The sequence below is a fragment of the Lacisediminihabitans sp. FW035 genome, from assembly GCF_054880895.1.
In genome coordinates this window covers 3,363,498-3,385,100 of record NZ_CM142187.1, presented here as the reverse complement: position 1 = coordinate 3,385,100, position 21,603 = coordinate 3,363,498, and the positions used below count along the sequence as shown (strand labels likewise).

24 protein-coding genes are annotated in these 21,603 nt (G+C 67.6%); 20 read left to right on the top strand and 4 right to left on the bottom strand.

Going from position 1 to position 21,603, the window contains the following annotated elements; all coding sequences use genetic code 11:
- Window positions 1-20: 20 nt before the first annotated feature.
- From map to ligD, 8 genes are all read left to right on the top strand, one after another.
- The gene (gene map / locus ACVXZ4_RS16175) at window positions 21-803 is read left to right on the top strand and encodes a type I methionyl aminopeptidase (RefSeq protein WP_461798014.1); all 783 of its coding nucleotides are present in this window, start codon (window positions 21-23) and stop codon (window positions 801-803) included.
- Between the two features lie 229 nt (window positions 804-1,032).
- Window positions 1,033-1,254: a translation initiation factor IF-1 gene (gene infA / locus ACVXZ4_RS16170; RefSeq protein WP_022883252.1), complete on the top strand. Its 222-nt coding sequence runs from the start codon at window positions 1,033-1,035 to the stop codon at window positions 1,252-1,254.
- An 87-nt stretch (window positions 1,255-1,341) separates the two neighbouring features.
- Window positions 1,342-1,458: a 50S ribosomal protein L36 gene (rpmJ, locus tag ACVXZ4_RS16165; protein ID WP_185201699.1), complete on the top strand. Its 117-nt coding sequence runs from the start codon at window positions 1,342-1,344 to the stop codon at window positions 1,456-1,458.
- 147 nt (window positions 1,459-1,605) lie between these two features.
- Entirely contained in the window at window positions 1,606-1,980 is a 375-nt protein-coding gene (rpsM, locus tag ACVXZ4_RS16160) for a 30S ribosomal protein S13 (RefSeq protein ID WP_185201698.1), read from the top strand.
- Between the two features lie 43 nt (window positions 1,981-2,023).
- Window positions 2,024-2,422, top strand: coding sequence for a 30S ribosomal protein S11 (gene rpsK, locus ACVXZ4_RS16155; RefSeq protein ID WP_327056367.1), 399 nt, complete (start codon window positions 2,024-2,026; stop codon window positions 2,420-2,422).
- Between the two features lie 198 nt (window positions 2,423-2,620).
- Window positions 2,621-3,616, top strand: a complete 996-nt coding sequence (locus ACVXZ4_RS16150; RefSeq protein ID WP_354574440.1) for a DNA-directed RNA polymerase subunit alpha — start codon at window positions 2,621-2,623, stop codon at window positions 3,614-3,616.
- A 53-nt stretch (window positions 3,617-3,669) separates the two neighbouring features.
- A complete protein-coding gene (rplQ, locus tag ACVXZ4_RS16145) occupies window positions 3,670-4,221 on the top strand; it encodes a 50S ribosomal protein L17 (protein ID WP_461795819.1) in 552 nt (183 codons plus the stop codon).
- A 90-nt stretch (window positions 4,222-4,311) separates the two neighbouring features.
- Entirely contained in the window at window positions 4,312-5,334 is a 1,023-nt protein-coding gene (gene ligD, locus ACVXZ4_RS16140) for a non-homologous end-joining DNA ligase (RefSeq protein WP_461795818.1), read from the top strand.
- A gap of 8 nt (window positions 5,335-5,342) precedes the next feature.
- Here ligD and ACVXZ4_RS16135 read toward each other — a convergent pair whose 3' ends face one another.
- Window positions 5,343-6,395, bottom strand: coding sequence for an ATP-dependent DNA ligase (locus tag ACVXZ4_RS16135; RefSeq protein ID WP_461795817.1), 1,053 nt, complete (start codon window positions 6,393-6,395; stop codon window positions 5,343-5,345).
- Between the two features lie 32 nt (window positions 6,396-6,427).
- Window positions 6,428-8,308, bottom strand: coding sequence for an acyltransferase family protein (locus tag ACVXZ4_RS16130; protein ID WP_461795816.1), 1,881 nt, complete (start codon window positions 8,306-8,308; stop codon window positions 6,428-6,430).
- 143 nt (window positions 8,309-8,451) lie between these two features.
- Between ACVXZ4_RS16130 and ACVXZ4_RS16125 the strand changes: the two genes are divergently transcribed.
- The 4 genes from ACVXZ4_RS16125 (at window position 8,452) to glmM (ending at window position 11,914) form a co-directional block, all read left to right on the top strand.
- Window positions 8,452-9,417, top strand: a complete 966-nt coding sequence (locus ACVXZ4_RS16125; protein ID WP_461798013.1) for a tRNA pseudouridine synthase A — start codon at window positions 8,452-8,454, stop codon at window positions 9,415-9,417.
- A 142-nt stretch (window positions 9,418-9,559) separates the two neighbouring features.
- On the top strand, window positions 9,560-10,006 hold the full coding sequence (rplM, locus tag ACVXZ4_RS16120) for a 50S ribosomal protein L13 (protein WP_461795815.1): 447 nt from the start codon (window positions 9,560-9,562) through the stop codon (window positions 10,004-10,006).
- A 34-nt stretch (window positions 10,007-10,040) separates the two neighbouring features.
- Window positions 10,041-10,529 (top strand): 30S ribosomal protein S9, encoded by a 489-nt coding sequence (gene rpsI, locus ACVXZ4_RS16115; protein ID WP_461795814.1) that lies wholly within the window; start codon window positions 10,041-10,043, stop codon window positions 10,527-10,529.
- Window positions 10,530-10,552: 23 nt separating this feature from the next.
- Window positions 10,553-11,914, top strand: coding sequence for a phosphoglucosamine mutase (gene glmM / locus ACVXZ4_RS16110; protein ID WP_461795813.1), 1,362 nt, complete (start codon window positions 10,553-10,555; stop codon window positions 11,912-11,914).
- 660 nt (window positions 11,915-12,574) lie between these two features.
- On the opposite strand, the gene coaA is transcribed toward glmM, so the two are convergent.
- A complete protein-coding gene (gene coaA / locus ACVXZ4_RS16105; RefSeq protein ID WP_461795812.1) occupies window positions 12,575-13,540 on the bottom strand; it encodes a type I pantothenate kinase in 966 nt (321 codons plus the stop codon).
- Window positions 13,541-13,618: 78 nt separating this feature from the next.
- Between coaA and glmS the strand changes: the two genes are divergently transcribed.
- The 8 genes from glmS to ACVXZ4_RS16065 all read left to right on the top strand — a co-directional run bounded on the left by glmS (window position 13,619) and on the right by ACVXZ4_RS16065 (window position 20,205).
- Window positions 13,619-15,475 carry a glutamine--fructose-6-phosphate transaminase (isomerizing) gene (gene glmS / locus ACVXZ4_RS16100; protein ID WP_461795811.1) on the top strand — a complete coding sequence of 619 codons (1,857 nt, stop codon included), beginning with the start codon at window positions 13,619-13,621 and terminating at the stop codon, window positions 15,473-15,475.
- 31 nt (window positions 15,476-15,506) lie between these two features.
- Complete coding sequence (locus ACVXZ4_RS16095; protein WP_461795810.1) at window positions 15,507-15,902, top strand: holo-ACP synthase; 396 nt, start codon at window positions 15,507-15,509, stop codon at window positions 15,900-15,902.
- Window positions 15,899-17,017: an alanine racemase gene (gene alr, locus ACVXZ4_RS16090; RefSeq protein WP_461795809.1), complete on the top strand. Its 1,119-nt coding sequence runs from the start codon at window positions 15,899-15,901 to the stop codon at window positions 17,015-17,017. Before ACVXZ4_RS16095 ends, alr begins: the two co-directional genes overlap by 4 nt.
- A gap of 13 nt (window positions 17,018-17,030) precedes the next feature.
- Window positions 17,031-17,480, top strand: coding sequence for a tRNA (adenosine(37)-N6)-threonylcarbamoyltransferase complex ATPase subunit type 1 TsaE (gene tsaE, locus ACVXZ4_RS16085; protein WP_461795808.1), 450 nt, complete (start codon window positions 17,031-17,033; stop codon window positions 17,478-17,480).
- Window positions 17,480-18,112 carry a tRNA (adenosine(37)-N6)-threonylcarbamoyltransferase complex dimerization subunit type 1 TsaB gene (tsaB, locus tag ACVXZ4_RS16080; RefSeq protein WP_461795807.1) on the top strand — a complete coding sequence of 211 codons (633 nt, stop codon included), beginning with the start codon at window positions 17,480-17,482 and terminating at the stop codon, window positions 18,110-18,112. Before tsaE ends, tsaB begins: the two co-directional genes overlap by 1 nt.
- Window positions 18,113-18,604 carry a ribosomal protein S18-alanine N-acetyltransferase gene (gene rimI, locus ACVXZ4_RS16075; RefSeq protein ID WP_461795806.1) on the top strand — a complete coding sequence of 164 codons (492 nt, stop codon included), beginning with the start codon at window positions 18,113-18,115 and terminating at the stop codon, window positions 18,602-18,604.
- Window positions 18,601-19,653, top strand: coding sequence for a tRNA (adenosine(37)-N6)-threonylcarbamoyltransferase complex transferase subunit TsaD (gene tsaD / locus ACVXZ4_RS16070; protein ID WP_461795805.1), 1,053 nt, complete (start codon window positions 18,601-18,603; stop codon window positions 19,651-19,653). Before rimI ends, tsaD begins: the two co-directional genes overlap by 4 nt.
- A 99-nt stretch (window positions 19,654-19,752) precedes the next feature.
- Window positions 19,753-20,205, top strand: coding sequence for a hypothetical protein (locus ACVXZ4_RS16065; RefSeq protein WP_461795804.1), 453 nt, complete (start codon window positions 19,753-19,755; stop codon window positions 20,203-20,205).
- A gap of 83 nt (window positions 20,206-20,288) precedes the next feature.
- Here the strand turns inward: ACVXZ4_RS16065 and ACVXZ4_RS16060 are convergent, their stop codons facing one another.
- Window positions 20,289-21,488 (bottom strand): THUMP-like domain-containing protein, encoded by a 1,200-nt coding sequence (locus ACVXZ4_RS16060; RefSeq protein WP_461795803.1) that lies wholly within the window; start codon window positions 21,486-21,488, stop codon window positions 20,289-20,291.
- Window positions 21,489-21,603: the final 115 nt, after the last annotated feature.

Here is a 21,603-nt window from a genome sequence, read left to right as displayed (position 1 = left end):
CGCCGGCGGAGTTGCGTCTCATGGTCGCGCCGGGTCGTGCAACCGCGGCATCCCTCGCCGCCGTCCGCGCGGCGATCCGGGCGGGAATCACGACCGGCGAGCTGGATGCCATCGCCGAGTCGACGATCCGCGGCCTGGGTGGGGTGCCTAACTTCATGAAGGAGCCGGGCTACCACCACACGATCTGCGCCTCGGTGAACGACGACGTGGTGCACGGAATCCCCGGCGCGCGCGTACTCGAGCCCGGCGACATCGTCTCGATCGACAGCGGGGCCGAAATCGGCGGGTGGAACGGCGACGCCGCGATCACCGTCGTAGTTCCGGATTCCTCCCGGCCGGGCGTGGTCGCGGAGCGGCAGAAGCTCGCGGACGTCACGGAGCAGTCGCTCTGGCACGGGATCGCAGCCCTCGCCTCCGCCACCCATCTCAACCACATCGGCGCTGACATCGAGGCGTACATCGACTCGCAGGGGAGCTACGGCATCCTCGAGGACTATGTCGGCCACGGGATCGGCCGCTCGATGCATGAGGAACCCCCGGTTTTCAACTACCGCGTGCGCGATCGCGGCCCGCAGGTGAAGCCGGGGCTGGTCGTCGCGATCGAGCCGATGGTCACACTCGGAGGAATCGATACGTTCACGCGGGAGGACGAGTGGACCGTCGCGACGCTTGACGGCAGAATGGCGGCACACTGGGAGCATTCCGTCGCCGTGCACGCGGGCGGCATCTGGGTGCTGACGGCCGAGGATGGGGGAGCTGCGGCTCTCGCTCCGCTCGGTGTGGTGCCCGTCCCAATCCCCTGATCGGCGACCCCGCTGGTCGACCAGCGGGGGCGCTCGCTCCACGTCCGGCGCGGGCGTTCGCGGTGGGCGGAGGCGGAGTATAGGCACAAGTTGGCAAAACGCCCGGGATTGGCATAAGATCGATCTTTGGTGTCTGCTGCCTGTTTAATCACGCCCAGATCACCACAACCCCATTAAGTACAGTCCATCCGCACGACCAGCAAACAATACTTTTAGCGACGAAGAGGCTATGGCCAAAAAAGACGGTGTCATCGAAATCGAGGGTGCAGTAGTCGAAGCGCTGCCCAACGCAATGTTCCGCGTTGAGTTGACCAACGGCCACAAGGTCCTCGCCCATATTTCGGGGAAGATGCGCCAGCACTACATCCGTATCCTCCCTGAGGACCGCGTGATCGTAGAGCTGAGCCCGTATGACCTGACCCGCGGCCGGATCGTCTACCGCTACAAGTAGTGCCGCCCGGCACGTGATTGCTGGAAAGTAACGGCTGATTCGGCGTGTCGCCGAATCAGTACGAAGACAGCGAAAGAAGAAGAAACAATGAAGGTCGCCCCCAGCGTCAAGCCCATGTGCGAGCACTGCCGCGTCATCCGCCGCAACGGCAACGTCATGGTCATCTGCAAGAACAACCCGCGCCACAAGCAGCGCCAGGGCTAAGAGAACTGACTTGCCGTCGGCCGGGTCCGCCCGGCCGACGGCGATAAATAGCAACACCAGATCCCACGCAGGTGGGGGACACCACGGGTCGGAGGCCCGTGCACAGGTGCTGCTACAGACCTCCACTCACAACCAGGAGAAGCCACTATGGCTCGTCTAGCAGGAGTCGACATCCCGCGCGATAAGCGCGTCGAGGTCGCATTGACCTACATCTACGGCGTCGGCCGCACGAGGGCCCTCAAGACCCTCGCCGACACCGAAATCAGCGGCGAGATCCGCGTCAAGGATCTCACCGATGACCAGCTCATCGCGCTCCGCGACTACGTCGAGGGAAACTTCAAGGTGGAGGGTGACCTTCGCCGCGAGGTGGCCGCCGACATCCGTCGCAAGGTCGAGATCGGAAGCTACCAGGGCATCCGTCACCGTCGTGGACTCCCGGTCCACGGACAGCGCACCAAGACCAACGCTCGTACCCGCAAGGGCCCGAAGCGCACCGTCGCCGGCAAGAAGAAGGCCCGATAGCGAGCACTGCTCGCATCGCCATACAAGTTTTTAGGAGAAAACAATGGCAGCACCAAAATCGGCCGCTCGTAAGCCGCGTCGTAAAGAGAAGAAGAACATCGCCGTCGGCCAGGCCCACATCAAGTCGACGTTCAACAACACCATCGTCACCATCACCGACCCGACCGGGGCCGTGCTGAGCTGGGCGTCGTCGGGAACCGTCGGCTTCAAGGGATCGCGCAAGTCCACCCCGTTCGCCGCGCAGCTCTCCGCCGAGTCCGCCGCTCGCCAGGCCCAAGAGCATGGCGTGAAGAAGGTCGACGTCTTCGTCAAGGGACCGGGATCCGGCCGCGAGACCGCGATCCGCTCCCTCCAGGCCGCTGGCCTCGAGGTCGGTTCGATCAACGACGTCACCCCCCAGGCGCACAACGGATGCCGTCCGCCCAAGCGCCGTCGCGTCTAGTCGAGAAGAACAGCGCTTTCAGCGAGCGTGTCGAGACACCAGCCACCACCGCGTGACGGGGGTCTCGACACGGCCGCGAGCGGCCTGCTCGACCAGCACAGGTTTCACCACGAACACAACTCAATAGAACGATGGGCCAGCCACCCCGTCGTACGCACAAGTGTCAAATAGCGGACACTTCGCCGAAAGGAATCACCAGTGCTTATTGCACAGCGTCCAACTCTTACCGAAGAGAACATCTCCGAGTTCCGTTCGCGGTTCATCATCGAGCCGCTTGAACCCGGCTTCGGTTACACCCTCGGCAACTCGCTCCGCCGCACCCTCCTCTCTTCGATTCCGGGAGCTGCCGTCACGAGCATCCGCATCGACGGAGTGCTCCACGAGTTCTCGACGATCGCAGGCGTGAAGGAAGACGTCACCGAGATCATCCTGAACATCAAGGGACTCGTCGTCTCGAGCGAGCACGACGAGCCGATCACCGCCTACCTGCGCAAGCAGGGTGCCGGCCAGGTCACGGCCGCCGACATCTCGGCTCCCGCCGGCGTGGAGATCCACAACCCGGAGCTCGTGATCGCGACGCTCAACGACAAGGCGAAGTTCGAGCTCGAGCTGACCATCGAGCGTGGCCGTGGCTACGTGTCCGCGACGCAGAACCGCAGTGAGTTCAGCGAAGCCGGCCAGATCCCGATCGACTCGATCTACTCGCCAGTACTCAAGGTCACCTACCGCGTCGAGGCGACTCGTGCCGGTGAGCGCACCGACTTCGACCGCCTCGTGGTGGATGTCGAGACCAAGAACGCGATCACCCCTCGCGACGCCATCGCTTCGGCCGGTCGCACGCTGACCGAGCTCTTCGGCCTGGCACGCGAGCTCAACTCGGCCGCCGAGGGCATCGAGATCGGACCGGCTCCGGTCGACGCCGTTCTCTCGAGCGAGCTCAGCATGCCGATCGAGGACCTCGACCTGTCTGTGCGCAGCTACAACTGCCTCAAGCGTGAGGGCATCAACACCGTCAGCGAACTGGTCGCCCTCTCGGAGACGCAGCTCATGAACATCCGCAACTTCGGACAGAAGTCGGTGGACGAGGTCAAGGACAAGCTCGTGGAGCTCGGCCTCAGCCTCAAGGACACCGTGCCCGGCTTCGATGGCGCGCACTTCTACAGCGGCTACGACGACGTCGAAGAAGCCAACTAGGCCCTCGGCACATCACTGTTACACCTGGCCTTTCACACCTGGAGAAATGACTAATGGCTGCACCAACTAAGGGACCCCGCCTCGGCGGTGGACCGGCGCACGAGCGCCTCATGCTTGCGAACCTCGCGGCTGCCCTGTTCACCCACAAGAGCATCAAGACGACCGAGACGAAGGCCAAGCGCATGCGTCCTCTCGTCGAGAGGCTCATTACGTTCGCAAAGCGTGGAGACCTTCACGCACGTCGCCGCGTCCTCGCGACGATCGGCGACAAGACCGTTGTGCACGAGCTCTTCACTGAGATCGCGCCGCTCGTCGAGTTCCGTGAGGGCGGCTACACCCGCATCACCAAGCTCGGTTTCCGCAAGGGCGACAACGCCTCCATGGTGCAGATCGAGCTCGTCCTCGAGCCCGTGACCCCGAAGCCGAAGTCGGCCAAGAAGTCTGCAAAGGCCGAGGCTCCCGTCGCCGAGGCTCCGGTCGAGGCCCCCGCGGCCGAGGTCGTCGAGTCGGAGGCCGAGGTCGAGGCTGTAGATGCAGAGACCGCTGAGGTAACTGCCGAGGAGCCCGCCGCCGAGGCGCCTGCCGCCGAAGCAGACGCCAAGTAGTCACTCTCTGACGATGGCCCCGCCTTTCGGCGGGGCCATCGCTCGTTAACGCCCCGCGCAGGTCGAACCTTGCCCGAGTAGCGTTGCACCATGGCTAGCGATGCGGTAACCCTCGATGTACCCGGACCCCACGGCGCGCGCCAGATGCGGGTCTCGAGCCCCTCTCGCGTGCTCTGGCCCGACTCCGGCATCACCAAGCTGGACCTCGCCCGGTACATGGTGGAGGTCGGCGACGCTTTCGTCAGGGCCAACGGCGATCGCCCGGTGTCGCTCCAGCGCTTCGCGGAGGGGATCGACGGGGAGCAGTTCTTCTCGAAGAACCCGCCGAAGGGGGCGCCGGACTTCGTACGAGCGGTTCCGGTCGTGTATCCGAGCGGCCGGTCGCATCCGCAACTGGTGATCGACGAGCCCGCCGCGGCGGTCTGGGCGGTGCAGATGAACACCATAGTCTTCCACCCCTGGCCGTCGCGGGCGGAGGACACCGACGATCCCGACCAGTTGCGCATCGATCTCGACCCGCAGCCTGGCACGGACTTCGACGACGCCATCCCCGCCGCCATCGAACTGCGGGCGGTGCTGGCCGAGGCGGGGCTCGAGGCTTTCGTGAAGACCTCCGGCAACCGCGGCCTGCACGTCTTCGCGCCGATCGAGCCGAAACGCGAGTTCCTCGACGTGCGGCATGCGGTGATCGCCGCCGCCCGGGAGCTCGAGCGCCGGATGCCGACGAAGGTCACGACGGCCTGGTGGAAGGAGGAGCGCGGCGAGCGGATCTTCGTCGACTTCAACCAGGCCAATCGGGATCGCACCATGGCCGGCGCCTACAGTCCGCGGGCGCTCGCCCACGCCCCGGTCTCCTGCCCGATCGAGTGGAGCGAACTCGAGACAATCGACCCGCGCTCGCTGACCGTGCTGACCGTGCCGGCCCGACTGGCGACTACCGGAGACCCCTGGAAGCGGATGGGGGAGAACCCCGGAACTATCGACGCGCTCTTCGGCTGGTGGGAGCGGGATGTGGCGGACGGACTCGGCGAGCTGCCCTTCCCTCCCGACTTCCCCAAGATGCCAGGGGAGCCCCCGCGCGTGCAGCCGAGCCGGGCGAAGCATCCGGAGTAGTCGGCCGGTTAGTCGAGAACCTCCGCGAGGTCGTAGGCAATCGGGCGTTCGAGCTGGTCGAAGGTGCACGATCGTGCATCGCGGTCCGGTCGCCACCGGTCGAACTGCACGGTGTGGCGGAAACGTGAACCCTCCATCTGGTCGTACCGCACTTCGAGGACCCGGATCGGATCGAGCGGCACGAACGAGGTGTCGCGGCTACCCGAGAACCGGCTGCGCTCTCCCGACGCGGAGACGATCTCGCCATGCTCGTCCCTGAGCACCAGCGGCGCGAGCTCGTCGACGAGCGCGAGACGCGTCTCATTCGAGAACGCGGATGCCCCGCCGACGCTGAGCAGCTCGTCGCGGCCGTCATAGAGCCCGAGCAAGAGCGATCCCACACCGCTGCCGCTCTTGTGCACGCGATAGCCCATCAGGACCACGTCGGCGGTGCGCTTGTGCTTGGTCTTGAACATCACCCGCTTCCCGGGCGAATAGACCGCCGCCAGCGGTTTGGACACCACGCCGTCGAGCCCGGCGCCCTCGAATTCGACCAGCCAGCGGCGAGCGGTCTCGACATCCCGGGTGGTGCGGGTCACGTGCAGCGGCGCTTCGCATCCCGCGAGTAGCGCCTCGAGGCTCGTCCGTCGGGCTTCGAATGGAGTGTCGACCAGGGATTGGTCGCCGATGCCGAGCAGGTCGAAGGCCACGAACGAGGCCGGGGTCGCGACGGCGAGGGCCGCGACACGGGAGGCGGCCGGATGGATGCGCTGCGACAGCGCATCCCAGTCCAGGCGCTCGCCGCCGTCTACCGCCGATCGCAGCACGATCTCGCCGTCGAGCACACAGGGCTGGGACAACTGGGAAGCCAGGGCCGTGACGAGCTCGGGGAAATAGCGGGTGAGCGGCTTGGAACCGCGACTGCCGATGGTGACCTCCGTGCCGTCGAAGTACACGATGGCCCGAAAGCCGTCCCACTTCGGCTCGTACGACAATCCGCCGGTGACCGTTGTCGGCTCCGGAATGCCCTCGATGGACTTCGCGAGCATCGGAGAGACGGGATCGGCGGGGTCGGGGCGCATACCCCGATAGTGCTCCCAACGGCGACCGCTCGCTAGAGCGGCGTGCCGGCGAGACCGAAGTCGTTGGGGCTGCGAGAGGGCGGTAGCTCGGCGAGCCGCTGCAGGGCATCCGTCACGGCACGCACATAGATCTGGCCGCCGGCGGCCCCGGGATGGATCTGGTCGCGCGCCAGGAGGTCGAGGCGCGGGGAGATCGCATCCCGCCAGTTGGCGAGCTCGACCGAGCGGTACTGCTGCGCGAAACGCGTGAGGGTGTCGTTGACACCGTCGGTCCAGCCCCGGGGTGCCTGCACGTTCACGACCACGATCTCGTGCCGCGGACCGGCGATCGAACGGATCTGCTCGAGAGACTGGCGATCGATCGGCCCATTGGTGCCGAGCCCGATCAGCAGCACGGGCCGCAGTGTGCCGGAGTCGCGCAGGCCCTGCACGATCGCCGGGGCAGACGAGAGCTGCCGTGACACGACCGCGTCGATCTGGATGCCAGGAAATCCCGCCTGCAACTCGGGGGCGGAGGCGAGCATGACGGAGTCGCCGATCGCGTCGATCTGGTCGCCGCCCGGCAGGCGGGGAAGAGCGGCGGTGGTCGGGGTGGGTTCCGGCCGCGCCGGCACGACCGACTCTCGTCCATGCTCGATGACGGCCTGCGCGTCCGTGGTGCCCGGGTCGGAGGCTATGGCGACCCCGGTGGTGCCGAGGAGAGCGACGACGAGCAGACCGCCCCCCGCGATGGCGGCGCCGCGTGCCAGGGAGCGGGGTCGCGATCCGACCCATCGGCGCAGCGTCGTGCGCAGCCCGGATCGATGGATCGGCTCCTCGACAAAGCGGAACGAGGCCGCGGAGAGCACGACGGTGATGATCAGGGCGATCGCACCCGGCATCCACCCGGTACCGGTGCGCACCAGCGTGGGGAGGGCTGCGGTCACGAGAACCCACACCGGCCAGTGCCACAGGTAGAGGCCATAGGAGCGCACCCCGATCCAGCGGAGTGGACCCCAGTCGAGCAGCGTGCCGACCCGGGAGTCCACCGCGCCGGCGATCGCCACTGCGGTGAGTACTGCCACCAGCACGAGTCCGCCGCGGTAGGTGACCGGGGCATCCGCCGGCAGCACGACCGCGAGGACGACGATCGCAACGACCGAAAGTGCGGAAAGCCAGGGAAGGACGCGCCGGACGAATGGAACGCCGCGCATCGGCCAATCGCTGAAGAGGATGGCGAGGGCGGCCCCGATTGCGAGGCCGAAGCTGTGGGTGTCGCTGCCGTAGTAGACCCGGGTGGGGTCTCCCGCGGTGGCGAGGATGGCCATCGCCACCGCCGAGCAGACCGCGATCGCGATCACGATCGAGAGTCGGGCCCGGCGGGAGTGCACGGCGAGCACGAGAAGGATCACGAGGGGCCAGGCCAGGTAGAACTGCTCCTCAACGCTGAGCGACCAGAGGTTACGGAACAGCTCTGGGCTCGTCTCGTCGAAATAGCTCTGCGAGGCCGCGATCGACAGCCAGTTGCTGCTGAACGTCGCGGCACCGAGCACCTGGCGGCCCAGGTGTACGAGCGGATTGCCGCCGATCACGAGCGCCGCGGAGGCCGACACGACCACGACGAGGCCGAGGGCCGGAAGCAGGCGGCGAGCCCGGCGCATCCAGAATCCGGAAAGTCGGATGCGTCCGCTCGCGTCCTTCTCCCGCACCAGCAGTCCCGTGATGAGGTAGCCGCTGATCACGAAGAAGACATCGACCCCGAGGTATCCGCCGGGAAGGATTCCCGAACCGAGGTGGTAGAGGATCACCGCGATAACCGCGATGGCGCGGAGGCCGTCGAGCCCCGCCAGCCGCGCTGGTTTCGGGTCGGCGATGTTCGACATCCGGGTCGGAGCCGGAGCCGGGGGATCGAGAAGGGTGGAAGAGGGAGTCATAGTGAGACCACTCGAGTTTCGTCGTGACCGGGCGGCAGGTCAACTCCGGCGGATGCCCGCGACCCGGGTCCGATCGATCTAGACTCTCCGGTGTGGACGTCGAGAATATCCCTGGCGCGAACGTCCTGCACGGTCCGCCGGAAGTGTCGGGACCGGCGCCGGGCAAGACCCGTATCCGGCTCGATTTCTCCTACGACGGGGGAAACTTCCTCGGCTGGTCATCGCAACCCGGGCTTCGGACAGTACAGGGCGAGCTCGAATCGGCACTCGCGATCATCTTCGGAAAGCACGGTCCGGTCGAGCCGCTGACGGTCGCCGGTCGAACCGATGCCGGAGTGCACGCGACCGGGCAGGTCGCGCACCTCGACGTCACCGCAGCCCAGCTCGGAGTGCTCTCCCGGCCGCGCGGCAAGACCCCTCCGCTCGCGCCCGGCGCGCGTTTCGACGGCCCCCGAGCACTCGGGCGCAGACTCAACGGGATCGCCGGCCTCAATGCGGACATCTACGTCTCGCGCGGATCCTTCGCGCCCGAAGGCTTCGACGCCCGGTTCTCGGCCACCTGGCGCCGCTACCAGTACCGGGTGGCGGATGCTTCCGCTCCGCGCAATCCGCTGCTGCGTGGGCACACGCTATGGTACCCCGCCGTGCTCGACCTCGATCGCATGAACCAGGCCGCCCACGACCTCCTCGGCCTCCATGACTGGGCGGCGTTCTGCAAGCCTCGGGAAGGCGCGACGACGGTGCGGAGCCTCGAGGTCTTCCACTGGACCCGCTCGGACGACGGTGTGCTGACCGCCGAGGTGCAGGCCGACGCCTTTTGCCACAGCATGGTGCGATCCCTCGTCGGCGCGACGATCGCTGTGGGAGAGTCGAAGCTGGAGTCCGACCGGCTCGTCGAATTGCGTGATGAGCTCGACCGGCCGAGCGATTTCAAGGTGCTCCCGGCGAAGGGACTCACGCTCGTGGAAGTGGGGTACCCGCCGGAGGCCGAGATGGCAGCGCGGGCACACACGACGCGCAACAGGCGTCCCGTGCGCCTCACATCCGCCTCCTCGGGAGTGCAGGCGAACAGCGGTTTGACCGAAGCGCCGTCGGCAGACTATTCTTGACCCTTGGTGCCTGCGCTGATCGAGCGCGACATCACGAACTTGAGCCCTCCACCGGCAGCGTTCGCGGCGACATCGTCTCGCGAACATCCATCGGAGTGGGATTCACGAACACCTCATTTCGACACAAGAAAGCAGTACTACTGTGACGCGCACTTTCTCTCCCAAGCCCGAAGATGTCCAGCGTGACTGGGTCATCATCGACGCGACCGACATCGTCCTCGGACGCCTGGCAACCCACGCGGCGGTCCTGCTGCGCGGCAAGCACAAGCCGACATTTGCCCCGCACATGGACATGGGCGACTTCGTCATCATCATCAACGCCGAGAAGGTCGCCCTCACTGGCGCGAAGCTCGCGCAGAAGCGGGCCTACCGCCACTCGGGTTACCCGGGCGGCCTCAGCTCGATGACCTACATCGAAATGCTCGAGAAGCACCCGACGCGTGCCGTCGAGAAGGCCGTCCGCGGCATGCTGCCGAAGAACTCGATCGGTCGTGCCCAGCTCACCAAGCTCAAGGTCTACGCCGGCGCCGAGCACCCCCACGCTGCCCAGCAGCCCAAGACCTACACCCTCGGCCAGGTCGCGCAGTAGCGCGCACCAGTAAAACTTAAGGATTCGTAAAGACATGGCGAAGATCGAAGATTCCATCGACGAGGCAGCTCTCGAGAGCTACTCCACCGAGACCACCCCGGCTGCCGAGACCAAGGCCCCCCGTGCCGTTCTCAACGTTCCCGGCGCAGCCGTCGGCCGTCGCAAGCAGGCTATCGCCCGCGTGCGCATCGCTCCCGGCTCCGGCACCATCACGGTCAACGGCCGCACCCTGGAGAACTACTTCCCCAACAAGCTGCACCAGCAGCTCATCAACGACCCGTTCAAGGTGCTCGACCTGCTCGGCAGCTACGACGTGATCGCGCGCATCACCGGCGGCGGCCCCTCCGGCCAGGCCGGCGCCCTTCGCCTCGGCATCTCGCGCTCGCTCAACCAGATCGACGAAGAGAACAACCGCGCGGCCCTCAAAAAGGCCGGCTTCCTGAGCCGTGACGCTCGCGTCAAGGAGCGCAAGAAGGCCGGACTCAAGAAGGCGCGTAAGGCTCCCCAGTTCTCCAAGCGTTGACGCGCCCGCTCTAAACGGGTTCTATGCCTCGCCTCTTCGGCACCGACGGAGTTCGGGGCCTTGCAAACGATGTCATCACGGTGGAGCTTGCCCTCGGGCTTGCCCAGGCTGCCTCCGTCGTGCTGGGCAAGGGACGTTTCGCCGACGGCCGCCGCGCTTCCGGGCGCCGGCCGGTCGGTGTCGTCGCACGCGATCCCCGGGTCTCCGGTGAGTTCATCGCGGCGGCGGTCATGGCAGGCTTCGCGAGCTCCGGCGTCGACGTGCTCGATGCCGGAATCATCCCGACTCCGGCCGCCGCGTTCCTGATCGCCGACATCCAGGCCGATTTCGGCGTGGTGATCTCGGCATCGCACAATGCGGCTCCCGACAACGGCATCAAATTCTTCGCGGTAGGCGGCACGAAGCTGCCGGATGAGGTCGAGGACCGCATCGAAGCCGCTCTCGGCGAGAAGAAGCTGGCCCCGACCGGAGTCGAGGTCGGGCGCATCCGCCGGTTCGCGGATGCCGAGGACCGGTACGTCGTGCATCTCCTGTCGACGCTGGGCTCCCGTCTCGACGGCATCCATGTGGTGCTCGACTGCGCAAACGGGGCCGCCGCCGGCATCTCCCCGGAGGTCTTCACGGATGCCGGGGCGACCGTCACGGTCATCGGTTCCGAGCCGGACGGGTACAACATCAACGACGGGGTCGGATCCACCCACCTCGACGTGCTCGCCGCAGCGGTGCTGGAGCACGGCGCCGACGTAGGGATCGCCCATGACGGCGACGCCGACCGCTGCCTCGCGGTCGACCATCTCGGCCGGGTCGTCGACGGTGACCAGATCATGGCGATCCTCGCCGTCTCCATGAAGGAGCGTGGCCTCCTCACCGATGACACCCTCGTGGCGACGGTCATGTCGAACCTCGGGCTGAAGGTCGCGATGGCCGAGCACGGGATCACCCTTCTGCAGACCGCGGTGGGTGACCGCTACGTGCTCGAGACCCTCACCGAGAAGGGGCTCAGCCTGGGCGGCGAGCAGTCCGGCCATGTGATCATGAGCGAATTCGCGACGACGGGTGACGGCATCCTCACCGGGCTCCACGTGCTCGCGGAGATGGCCCGCACCGGCAAGTCGCTCGCGGAGCTCGCTTCCGTGATGACGGTCTTCCCCCAGGTCATGATCAATGTGAGAGACGTGGATCACCACGGCCTGGCCACGAATACGGTGATCGCGGATGCGGTTCGCGCAGCCGAGGAGCGCCTCGGCGAGACCGGACGAGTGCTGCTGCGCAAGTCCGGAACCGAGCCCATGGTGCGCGTGATGGTCGAGGCAGAGGACCAACCGACCGCGCAGGCGATCACGGAGTCCCTGGCCGAGGTCGTGCGGGAGCAACTCGCTCGCTGACGATTCAGGGCGCTGCTGCCTCAGTGAGGCATCCGTCCCACGGGCGGGCGCGCCTGCCCGGCCGCGCCGCGCCTGCCCGGCCGCGCCGCGCCTGCCCGGCCGCGCCGCGGTTGCCCACCCGGGTGGGGTATCGCCAGCATGCCCGGCCGTCGGTAACTGCTCTCTTGCGCGGATGAGGCGACCGTTCGTGACGGGTCGCCGCGGCGGGGGCCAGCGCCCGGGACGACTTCATCGCACGGGCTCCGCCCGGCCCGACCATCCGTCGATGGATGTTCTGTGCGGGGCCGGTCACGACATCGAGTGACGGTTCGATCACCGCTGGCCGCCGACGGGCCGCTCCCGCGCAGACGGGCCGCTCCCGCGCAGCCGGGCCGCTCCCGCGCAGCCGGGCCGCTCCCGCTCAGCCGGGCCGCTCCCGCTCAGCCGGGCCGCGTCCGTCCGCCAGCCCGGCCGTCGGTAACTGCTCCCTGGCGCGGATGAGGCGACCGTTGGTGACGGGTCGCCGCGCGGGCGGGGCCGAAACGCGGCACCATCTAATCGCGGCATAGCCCGCCGATCCGTCGGTGGATGCTCCCTGAGCGGCCGGTCACGACGTCCAGTGACGGTTCGACCACCGCTGGCCGCACGCCGGAGACCGCGCGGTTGCGGCGCAGGGGTCCGCTAGAGCTTTCGCAACAAGACGCTGTTGACGGCGTGGTCTGTGCCCTTGCGCAGCACGAGATCGGCGCGGGATCTCGTGGGCAGCACGTTCTGAAGCAGGTTCGGCTCGTTGATGCGCTTCCAGATATCCGCTGCGCGGGCCACGGCCTCCTCGTGGCTGAGGCTCGCGAACCGGTGGAAATAGGACTTCGGGTTCGTGAAGGCACCCTGTTGCAGCTTGAGGAAGCGTTCCTCGTACCAGCGGGCGATGTCGGCCGTGCGGGCATCCACATAAACGGTGAAGTCGAACAGGTCGCTGATCGCCAGGCCGTGGCCCGACGACGGCGGTTGGAGCACATTGAGACCCTCGACGATGAGGATGTCGGGACGCCGCACCACGATCTCGGCATCACTGATGATGTCGTAGCTGAGGTGCGAATAGAACGGGGCGCGCACCTCTTCTGCGCCGCTCTTCACTTTCGTGACGAAGCGCAGGAGCGCGCGGCGGTCGTAGGACTCGGGGAATCCTTTGCGCTCCATCAGGCCCCGCCGCTCGAGCTCGGCGTTGGGCAGCAGGAACCCGTCGGTGGTCACGAGCTCGACCCGGGGGGTGTCCTCCCAGCGCGACAGCAGTTCCCTCAGGAGCCGGGCGCTCGTCGACTTGCCGACGGCGACGGATCCGGCCACCCCGATCACGAAGGGGGTCGCGGGTGAGTCCCGACCGAGAAAACGACTGGTGTCGCGATGGAGCTGTCGTGCTCCGACGGCGTAGAGGCTGATGAGCTTGCTGAGCGGGAGGTAGACATCCGTCACTTCGCTCAGGTCCAGGCGGTCGCCGAGGCCCCGCAGTCCCACGATCTCGGTAGGGGAGAGGGGTAACTCGGTGGTCGGCGCGAGCGCCGCCCAGTCGGCGCGGTCGATCTCGACGAAGGGTGTCGAGTTGGCGGGCGTCGAGTGGGCCGCGGTCGAATGGGCCTTATCGGACATAGGAATTCAGGCTACCGGAGAGCGCGGATGCCGGCGGCCGGGCGGATGCGCGGCCCCGGTACCGTAAAATCGGTTTCCATGTGTGGAATCGTGGGATACGTCGGAAGCAACCAGAGCATCGAAGTACTACTGGGGGGCCTGCGCCGACTCGAATACCGCGGCTACGACTCGGCGGGCATCGCCGTGATCGACCCTGAGGGTGAGCTGCACACGCGCAAGCGGGCCGGCAAGCTCCAGGTGCTCATCGACGACCTCGACGGTCTTCAATTGGCGAACGGCGCGACCGGCATCGGGCACACCCGCTGGGCGACCCACGGCGGTCCGAACGACCAGAATGCGCATCCGCATCTCGGCGACGACGGCAAGCTCGCGCTCATCCACAATGGCATCATCGAGAACTTCGCCGAACTCAAGGCCGAGCTGGTGGCTTCCCACCCGAACACCGTTTTCACCAGTGAGACCGACACCGAGGTCGCGGCGCTGCTCGTGGGTCTCGAATACCAGAAGACCGGTGACCTCGCCTTCGCCCTTCGCAACGTCGTCGACCGGCTGCACGGTGCGTTCACACTCCTCGTGCTGCACAAGGACCAGCCAGGGGTCGTCGTCGGCGCGCGCCGCAACTCTCCCCTGGTGATCGGTCTCGGTGACGGCGAGAACTTCCTCGGTTCGGATGTCGCGGCTTTCGTGGAGCACACGCGTCGCGCCATGGCGATCGGCCAGGACCAGCTCGTGACCATCACCGCCGACAGCGTCACCGTCACCGACTTCCTCGGAAACCCGGTGGAGACCGAGGAATTCGAGATCGCCTGGGACGCCTCGGCGGCCGAGAAGGGTGGCTGGTCGAGCTTCATGGCCAAGGAGATCAGCGAGGAGCCCGACGCGGTGGCCAAGACCCTGCTCGGCCGCATCGCCGACGGGGCGGTGCGACTTCACGAGCTCGACGCCCTCGGAGACCAGGCCCTTCGTGATATCGACCGCATCGTGATCCTCGGCTGCGGAACCGCAAACTACTCCGGCATGCTCGGCAAGTACGCGATCGAGAAGTGGGCGCGGATCCCCGTGGATGTGGAGCTCTCCCACGAGTTCCGCTACCGCGACCCCGTGATCGATGCTCGCACCCTCGTCGTGTCGATCAGCCAGTCCGGCGAGACGATGGACACCCTGATGGCCGTCAAGTACGCCGTCGCCGCCGGGGCAAAGACCCTGTCGATCTGCAACACGCAGGGCGCAACCATCGCCCGGGAATCCGACGCCGTGATCTACACGCACGCCGGACCAGAGGTCGCCGTGGCATCCACCAAGGCATTCGTCGCGCAGGTGGCCGCGCTCTACCTGTTCGGCCTGCACGTGGCCCGGGTGCGCCAGACGCTTTCCACCGTGGAGATCGCCGATCTCCTCGGCGAACTCGAGGCGCTGCCCGATCAGCTCTCCACGGTGCTCGAGCAGCACGACGCCATCACCCAACTCGCGGGCTGGATGACGGACACCCGCTCCGTGCTCTTCCTCGGCAGGCATGCGGGCTACCCGGTGGCCCTCGAGGGTGCCCTCAAGCTCAAGGAGCTCGCCTACATCCACGCAGAGGGATTCGCGGCTGGTGAGCTCAAGCACGGCCCGATCGCGCTGATCGAGCCCGGCCAGCCCGTGTTCGTGATCGTTCCGAGCCCGCGCGCGAAGGATTCCCTGCATCCCAAGGTCGTCTCCAACATCCAGGAGATCCGCGCCCGCGGTGCCCGCATCCTCGCCATCGCCGAGGAGGGGGATGTCTCGGTACTCCCGTACGCCGACACCGTGATCCGTATTCCGCTCGCCTCCACGCTGTTCGAGCCGCTGCTTGCCGTGGCTCCGCTGCAGATCTTCGCCATGGAACTCGCCGCGGCGAAGGGCCTAGACGTAGACCAGCCCCGCAACCTCGCTAAGTCAGTCACGGTCGAGTAGCGCGGGCACAAGCGCGGTCGAAGGGCACTCCATGATCATCGGCATCGGCGTGGATGTCGTCGATCTCGCCCGTTTCGAGCGCGCGACTTCACGCACCCCGGGGGTTCTCCGACGCTTGTTCGCCGAGAGCGAACAATGGGACGGAGAGGCAAGAAGATCCCTCAGTTCCATGGCCGCGCGGTTTGCGGCGAAGGAGGCGGTCATCAAGGCGATCGGCGATTCCACCGGAGTGCGCTGGCACGACATGGCGGTCGTGTCCGACGGCTTTCGCAACCCGTCGATCGAGGTCTACAACGCTCTCGCGGCGATCGTCGCCGCCCGCGGAATCACCGCCATCCACCTGTCGATGAGTCACGATGCCGGTGTCGCCATCGCCTACGTGATCGCCGAGGGCCCGGACTCGCCCGCCACCGGGGGGCTCGGATGACCGGGATGACGCGGCCGCTTCGCGAGGCCCGCGTCGATCTCGAGGCAGTGGCGCACAACATCCGCACGATGCGTGCCGGCATCGGGGGCGCCCGGCTCATGACCGTGGTCAAGTCCCGCGCCTACGGTCACGGCGCCGTGCCCGTCGCGCGCGCCGCTGTCGCCGCTGGCACGGACTGGCTCGGCGTCGTGGACATCGCGGAGGCGCTCGAGCTGCGCGCGGCCGGGATCGACACGCCGATCCTGGCCTGGCTCCACGGCCCGGAAGCCGGATTCGACGAAGCGATCGCCGCCGGCATCGACCTCGGGGTGCACTACCGGGAACAGCTCGACCGGGTCGCGGATGCCGTGGGCGTCGCATCCGTTCAGCTGAAGGTGGACACCGGCCTCGGTCGCAACGGTGCCGCTGAGCCCGAGTGGAGTGCGCTCTTCGCCGCGGCCTCGGCGCACGAGCGCGCGGGGCGACTGCGCGTCCGCGGCCTCTGGAGTCATCTCGCGAACGCGGGGGAGGCGGAAGACCTCGCCCAGGTGGCGGCCTTCGAACGGGCGATCGCGGATGCCGTCGCTGCCGGGCTCGACCCCGAACTCCGCCATCTCGCGGCGACCGCCGGCGCGCTGCGCGTGCCGTCGGCCCGATTCGGTCTCGTGCGGGTCGGCATCGGCACCTACGGCCTCTCGCCCTTCGACGACGCGACCTCCGCCGACCTCGGACTCCGCCCGGCCCTCGAGCTGAGCGCAGCGATCGTCTCGGTCAAACGCGTAAAAGCGGGCAGCGGTGTCTCCTACGGCTACGACTATCGCACCGATGCGGAGTCGACCCTCGCGCTCGTGCCCCTCGGCTACGCCGACGGCATCCCGCGTCAGGCCTCGGGACGCGCGCCGGTCTCGATCAACGGTCGGCGGTATCGCATCGCCGGGCGCGTGGCCATGGACCAGTTCGTCGTCGATCTGGGTGATGACGAGGTCGCTGTGGGCGACCGCGCCGTGCTGTTCGGCGACCCCGCCACCGGCGTGCCAGCGGTGGAAGAGTGGGCTAGGGCGGCCGACACGATCAACTACGAGATCGTCACCCGCCTCGGCGGAAGAATCGAGTGGACCTATGCAGCTCGAGATTGATACCCCGGAACACATGGCAGAACTCGGCGCGCGTCTCGCCCTCGAGTTGCGTGCTGGTGACCTCGTCGCGCTCAACGGCGAGCTCGGCGCGGGCAAGACCACCCTCACCCGCGGACTCGGCGACCAGCTCGGTGTGCGCGGATCGGTGACGAGCCCCACCTTCGTGCTCGCCCGCACCCATCGGCGTGCCGCCGGAGGCCCGCCCCTCGTGCACGTGGACGCCTATCGTCTCGGCAGCGCGGCCGAGCTCGACGACCTCGACATCGACTGGGCGGCGTCGATCGTGGTCGTCGAATGGGCAGCTGGGATGCTCGACGGCGTCGCCGAACACTGGATCGAGATCGACATCCGCCGGCCGACTGGCGCCGGCCCCGACATTCGGGAGGGCGACGAGCCGGTCGAACCGCGCACTGTCACGGTCACGGGCCACGGTGCCCGGTGGCGGGACCTTAGGCTGGACTGATGCTGCTCGCGATCGATACCTCCGCCGGCACGAGCATCGCCGTGGTGGACCGGGACCGGGGCATCCTGTCGGAAGTGAACGAGTCCGACACCCGGCGCCATGCCGAGGTGATCGGCGAGGCGATCCTGTTCGCGATCGAGCGGTCCGGCATCGCGATCGCCGAACTGTCCGGGGTCACGGCCGGGATGGGCCCTGGCCCGTTCACCGGACTCCGGGTGGGCATCGCCGCGGCGCAGGCGTTCGCTTTCGGGGCATCCATCCCCCTGGTGCGGGTGGTGAGCCACGATGCCGTCGCCTGGGGTCATTTCGCCGCGGGTAACGAGGGCCCTCTCCTCGTCGTGACCGATGCCCGCCGCCGCGAGGTGTACTTCTCGGCCTATTCCGGGGTCGATGCGGAAGGCCTCCCGATTCGCGTGCAGGGTCCGGGTCTCTGTCGCCCCGACGACCTGTCCACGGCCGTCGACGGCTATTCGGGCTACCACCGCGTCGATGCGGCCGAGGTGTCCGCGGCGTCCGCCGGCCTGCTCGCCGAAGGCCTTTTCCTTCACAAGCGCGCCTTCGCCGGGCCGGAAGCCCTCTACCTCCGGGCACCGGATGTCACGGTGTCGGCCGGTCCGAAGCGGGTGAGCTGAGTGAGCTGGCAGTTGCGGCGCGCGACGATTGAAGACCTCGCGCGGATCATGGAGATCGAGTCCGGCACTTTCGGCACCGATGCCTGGTCGAGCGACGCGATGCTCAGCGACCTGCGCAACCCGCAGTGCTACTACCTCGTCGCCGACCGCGTGGGATTCCCCGGCGAGCTCGACGGCTACGCCGGGCTGTTCGCGCCGAAGGGGGCGCACGCGGGCGACATCCAGACCATCGCCGTCGCGGAGTCCGCCCGGCGTGGCGGGCTCGGGCGGGCGCTCATGAACGCCCTCATCGGGGAGGCCCGCAAGCGCGGCGCGACCGAGGTGTTCCTCGAGGTTCGGGCCGACAATCCCGGCCCGAAGCGGTTGTACGAGAGTCTCGGTTTCGCGGAGATCGCGGTCCGGGTGGCGTACTACCAACCGGATGGCGTCGATGCCATCGTGATGCGTCTCGTCGTGCCCGCACCCGTGACGTCACCGGCGGTCGGGCAGTGACCGGCGGCGCACTCGTGCTCGGGATCGAGACGAGCTGTGATGAGACCGGGATCGGCATCGTACGAGGCACGACTCTCCTCGCGAATGTGATCGCGTCGTCGATGGACGAGCATGCCCGCTATGGCGGGGTCGTTCCCGAGATCGCGGCCCGCGCACACCTCGAGGCGCTCACTCCGGCGCTCACTGCGGCGCTTGCCGAGGCCGGGGTGACGCTCGCCGAGCTCGATGCGATCGCGGTGACAAGTGGGCCAGGTCTCTCCGGTGCGCTCATGGTGGGGGTCGGCGCCGCTAAGGCGCTCGCCGTAGCGCTGGACAAGCCCCTCTATGCGATCAACCACCTCGTCGGCCACGTCGGTGCCGACGTGCTGCGTGACGACGGCACCGACATCGAACTGCCCACCATCGCGCTGCTGGTCTCGGGCGGGCACACCTCTCTCTTGCACGTGCGAGACCTGATCGCCGACGTCGAACTGCTCGGGGAGACTATCGACGACGCCGCAGGGGAGGCTTTCGACAAGGTCGCCCGACTACTCGGGCTGCCCTACCCCGGAGGCCCTCAGATCGACCGGGTCGCCGCGGACGGCGACCCGAAGGCCATCCGATTTCCCCGCGGACTCAGCCAGCCCAAAGACATGGAGAAGCATCGCTACGACTTCTCCTTCTCGGGGCTGAAGACCGCGGTGGCGCGCTGGGTAGAGCAGAAGCGCGATTCGGGCGAAGAAGTGCCGGTGGCGGATGTCGCGGCGAGCTTCCGCGAAGCGGTCACCGACGTGCTGCTCACCAAGGCGGTCGCGGCCTGCCAGGACCTCGGGGTACCGCGGTTGCTCCTCGGCGGCGGTGTCGTGGCCAACGCCAGGGTCCGGGAGGTCGCGGCCGAGCGCTGCGCGGCCGCAGGCATCGAGCTGCGGATCCCCCCGCTCGCCCTCTGCACCGACAACGGAGCAATGATCGCGGCGATCGCGGCGCGACTGATCGCGGCCGGCCACCCGCCATCCGCGTTGTCCTTCGGAGCCGACTCGACCCTGCCCGTCACCACCATCCAGGCGTGAGTCGAGAGCCGCTGTTACGGTGGCCCTGTTTGACATGCCACCACGGCGGTGAAAGGCTGTGAATCGCCTGACACCGACAACGTTCTCAAAGGAGCAACCATGACTGACCCCGACAACGGCGCCGTGCCGCCGGTACCGCCGCCAGCCTCGCCCGTGACTCCGCCTGTCGCGCCCCCCGTGGCGCCGCCGACTCCTCCGGCCGGAGACGGTTACACGACTGCCCCTCCCGCCTATGCTTCCGCGGGTGTCATCGCCCCTAAGAAGACCCTCAGCCTCATCGGAATGATCGCCGGGATCGTCGGTCTTCTCGGTTTCTGGATCGTCTTCATCCCCATCATCGGATCGGTGCTTCAGCTCTTCATCCCCGGTGCCGCCCTTGTGCTCGGTATCCTCGGTCGCAAGCGCGAAGGCGTACCGGCAAAGGGGTTCTGGATAACCGCGATCATCACCGGGATCGTCGGCCTGGTCATCGCGGTCATCGCCCTTATCGGTTGGATCGCCCTCTTCGCCATCGGTGGCGCCAACGGCGCCTTCGACTCGAACAACTACTAGTCGCTCAGTTCGCGACCGCCAGGGTCCGTCTCCTTCGGGAGACGGGCCCTTCGTCATTCCGGGCGCACGTCGGCGACGGCTCGTCAGCCGCGGAAGGTGACGCGCTCGCACAGCAGCGCGGTGTGCCTCCCCGAGACGCGGGTGAGCACGAGAGTGGCCGAGGCGGGACCGTGCAGCGCGAGCTTCTTCCGGAAGGCCGCGGGGTCGACATCCACCCCCCTCTTCTTGATCTCGAGTGACCCGATGCCGCGGGTCGCGAATTCCCTCTTCAGGCGCCGTTCGTCGAGGGGGAAGGATTCGATCACCCGGAAGCAGGCCGCGAAGGGCGTCTCGACGGCGCCGTCCGAGGTGAGGTAGGCGATGCCGTCGCTCACCATGGTCGCCCCGATGCGGCGGCCGAGATCGCCGATCAGGCGCGAACGGATGACCGCCCCATCCGGCTCGTAGAGGTAGCGGCCCAGCGTGCCGGTGCCCACGTCCGCGCTGTCCTCTGCCGAGGAGAGCTCGGCGGTGCCGTGTTCGCCGATCACTAGAGCGGACCGGCGGATGCCCAGGCGGGCGAGCACGCCGAACCAGAGTCCCAGCTCGACGACGTCGCGGTCCACCGAGACCCACTGCGCCTCCGCGTCGGCGGGGATGAGGTCGCGGTCGATCCCGGGACCGAGCTTGATGCCGGTCGGCAGGCGCTCCGCGATGCCGAAGGCGAAGTCCAGGGTCGGCGAGTAGTCCGACGGGTCGGTCAGGCGGGAGGTGTTCTGGTGCCCCGCGGTGCGCCGTGCCGGATCGAGGAAGACCCCGTCGAACCGCTCGAGGTCGAACGTCGTCACGTCGCCGTGCACGACGGAGGCGTTGGGCCAGAGCGCGAGGTTGTAGGTGGCGATCGCGGCCGTCACCTCGTCGAGTTCGACCGCCGTCACGTCGACGTCGAGGGACGCGAGGGCGAGGGCGTCCCCGCCGATGCCGCTTCCGAGGTCGGCGACGCGGGTGAGCCCGGCCGCCTGGAAGCGCCCGGCATGCAGGGCGGCGACGCGGAGGCGGGTCGCCTGTTCGAGCCCGGCCTCGGTGAAGAGCATCCGCTCGGCGAACGGGCCGAATTTGGCCACGGCCTTCGCCCGCAGCTTCGACTGGCTCAGAACTGCGGCGACGAGGCCCGGGGAGTGCCCGGCGCGACGGAGGTCGTTCACCGTCTTCAGCACATCCGCGCTCGACTGCCACGGGGGGAGCGAATCGAGCAGCCGCAGCCCGTCTGACGACAGCAGTTCGATGAGCTCGGAGGATTCCATCGCCCCACCGTACCAACCCGTCGATTGGCACTCACCTTGCAGGAGTGCTAACGCGCGGCTAAGCTACATCTGGCACTCTCCTCTGGAGGGTGCTAACCCTCCAGATTTCGAAGTA